This window comes from uncultured Pigmentiphaga sp., from assembly GCF_937950555.1.
Taxonomy (GTDB): Bacteria; Pseudomonadota; Gammaproteobacteria; order Burkholderiales; family Burkholderiaceae_B; genus Pigmentiphaga.
Genome location: NZ_CALFCW010000002.1, coordinates 1 through 2,550, shown reverse-complemented (window position 1 = coordinate 2,550; position 2,550 = coordinate 1). Strand labels below are relative to the sequence as shown.

The window sequence follows — 2,550 nt, the reverse complement described above, 5'->3', positions numbered from 1 at the left end:
ATGTGCGGAAAGACCGGCCTGTCTACCGTAGAAGGCGACGGCGGCAGCGAGTGCCAGCTTTCGGACGGGAGGTGGACGTGCAGCTTCGAATGCTGGGAGCGCGCGACTGAGCGAGCCGCCCTCACCGCCCGCGCCGAAGCGGCAGAGGCAGACGCTAGGCGATGGAGGGCGCTACGAGACTTTCCGGGCGTGTGTATGACCCTCAGCCGAAACGAGGACCACACTCCCAACTACATGACAGCCGCCGAGTGGATTGAGCGGGGCATGAATAGTGAAGACTTCGAGGACGTCGAGGCAGCTGAGATCGAGCGCATGAAGGAAACCGATACGATCTGGCGGTTTCAGGTCTACCCCGATACGCCGGTAGGATTTTACGTCTGGTACGGCGCGACGGCGGATTACGTTCTCGACGCCGCCCTCCAAGGGATAGACAGAGATGCCAATTAGCGCCGAGCGCATGAAGCGCTACCCCGGCGGCTCGATCCGCTCGAAGGAATGGCGTGCGTTCCGCGCCTCGATCATCGAGCGCGCCGGCAATCGCTGTGAGGGCACGCCCCAATTCCCTCACTGCCGGGCCGTCAATGGCGAGCCCCACCCGGAGACCGGCTCCCGCGTCGTGCTGACCATCGCGCACATGGACCACGACGAGACGCACATGGACCCGGAACGCTGCCGAGCGCTTTGCCAGCGCTGCCACCTATCATGGGACGCGCAGCACCATGCCAGAAACGCCGCTGCAACGCGCCGGGCGAGGCTGGCGGTCGGCGATCTGTTTGTCGAGGGGAGAGCCTGAGATGGAGGGATGGCCCGCCAATGACCCTAGCGCACCCATCAGCAGGGAGCGCCAGATTGAGCTCATGCAGACCGCCGAAGAGCGCGTGAAGGCCAGCCTGGAATACTGGCGCAGCAAGCCGAAGGTGCAGCGGGCACTACGGCGGCCCGCAAGCGTTCATCGACGCCTATCTCGCGTCCGTCAGTGTTTGACTGATGTACGGAATGGCGACCAACACGAGAGACTGCCGATGGACTTCGCTCGCGGATTGTTCTTTGGCCTGGCGTGCGCGACGCCGTTCTGGGCCATCGTCATTCTCGTCATCATCGGGAGCTGCACCCCATGACCGGCCAGCGCAAAGGGGACTGGATCCAGACCTACACAGGCAAGCAGTTCTGGCCGCTCGACCCGCGGCCCGAGGACGTCGACATCAAAGACATCGCGCGCTCGCTGTCCATGCAGTGCCGCTACAACGGCCACTGCGCGCGTTTCTACTCGGTCGCCGAGCACAGCGTGCTCGTCGCCCGCCAGGCCTCGCCGAAGAACCGGATGGCGGCGCTCCTGCACGACGCCGCCGAGGCCTATCTGTGCGACCTGCCGCGCCCCGTGAAGCACAGCGTCAGCGGGTACGCGGAGGCGGAGGCCGCCGTAGAGCGGGCCATCGCCGAGCGGTTCGGAGTGACCTGGCCGTGGCCCGACGAGGTCAAGTACCTCGACAATTGCATCCTGCACGACGAGAAGGCGCAGCTCATGGCAAACGGGCCGGCGTGGAACCTGCCCGGTGAGCCCCTCGGCGTGCGGGTCGAGTGCTGGTCGCCCGAGCGCGCCCGGCTCGAGTTCATGTCGGCATTCCACGCCTATTGCGAGGTATTCGGATGAGCAAAATCGACTTGCATCACGGCGATTGCCAGGACGTGCTGCGCCGCCTGCCGGACGCCTCCATCGATTCCGTGGTGACGGACCCGCCATATGGCCTGAATTTCATGGGCAAATATTGGGATACTGGTGAAGTTGCATTCGACCCGAAATTTTGGGAAGAGGTGTTGCGCGTGCTTAAACCCGGCGGGCACCTGCTGGCGTTCAGCGGCAGCCGGACATACCACCGCATGGCGTGCGCCATCGAGGATGCGGGGTTTGAAGTCCGCGATCAAATCATGTGGCTGTATGGTTCCGGGTTTCCGAAGTCGCTGGATGTGAGCAAGGCGATCGACAAGGCGGCGGGGGCGGAGCGGGAGGTGGTTGGACCCGGACGGTGGAACCACGTCAAGGGCAGCAACGAGGCGCAGAAAGATTGCTTGATAAGGCCTGGCGGCAAGCATGTGGAAACCGCCCCCGCCACAGAAGCCGCCCGCCAGTGGCACGGCTGGGGCACCGCGCTCAAGCCCGCGCATGAGCCTATCGTGGTCGCCCGCAAGCCGCTTGTCGGGACCGTGGCCGAGAACGTGCTGCGGCACGGCACCGGTGCGCTGAATATCGATGGGTGCCGGGTTAAAGGAACTGACAAACCAAACGCTTGCAAGGGCCCCGGCTGGGCGGCACAGGACAAAAAGAACGCAGAGCAAGGGTTCAGGCCAAAGGCGTATTACGAAGGTCAGGATGGGGTGGATTACAGGCCCCACGACGCCGGCCGCTGGCCAGCCAATGTCATCCACGATGGCAGCGACGAAGTTCTGGCGGGGTTTCCTGTCGTTAAATCAAGAGGGAACAGGGGCGAAAGCAAATCAAGGGGAGCAAAAAAAAAAAAAAAAAAAAAAAAAAAAAAAAAAAAAAAAAAAAAA

4 protein-coding genes are annotated in these 2,550 nt (G+C 62.9%); all 4 read left to right on the top strand.

What is annotated here, in order from left to right:
* On the top strand, window positions 1-447 hold a 447-nt coding region (locus Q0319_RS00155), incomplete at its 5' end, for a hypothetical protein (protein ID WP_299450022.1).
* A gap of 10 nt (window positions 448-457) precedes the next feature.
* On the top strand, window positions 458-793 hold the full coding sequence (locus tag Q0319_RS00150) for a hypothetical protein (RefSeq protein WP_299450020.1): 336 nt from the start codon (window positions 458-460) through the stop codon (window positions 791-793).
* Between the two features lie 321 nt (window positions 794-1,114).
* Window positions 1,115-1,651, top strand: a complete 537-nt coding sequence (locus tag Q0319_RS00145; protein WP_299450018.1) for a hypothetical protein — start codon at window positions 1,115-1,117, stop codon at window positions 1,649-1,651.
* A partial coding sequence (locus Q0319_RS00140; RefSeq protein ID WP_299450016.1) for a DNA methyltransferase occupies window positions 1,648-2,550 on the top strand: 903 nt, incomplete at its 3' end. The genes Q0319_RS00145 and Q0319_RS00140, both read left to right, overlap by 4 nt.

Excerpts from the sequence above, each read along its gene's own strand:
- Q0319_RS00150 (WP_299450020.1), top strand. The coding sequence starts at position 458 with ATGAAGCGCTACCCCGGCGGCTCGATCCGCTCGAAGGAATGGCGTGCG.
- Q0319_RS00145 (WP_299450018.1), top strand. The coding sequence starts at position 1,115 with ATGACCGGCCAGCGCAAAGGGGACTGGATCCAGACCTACACAGGCAAG.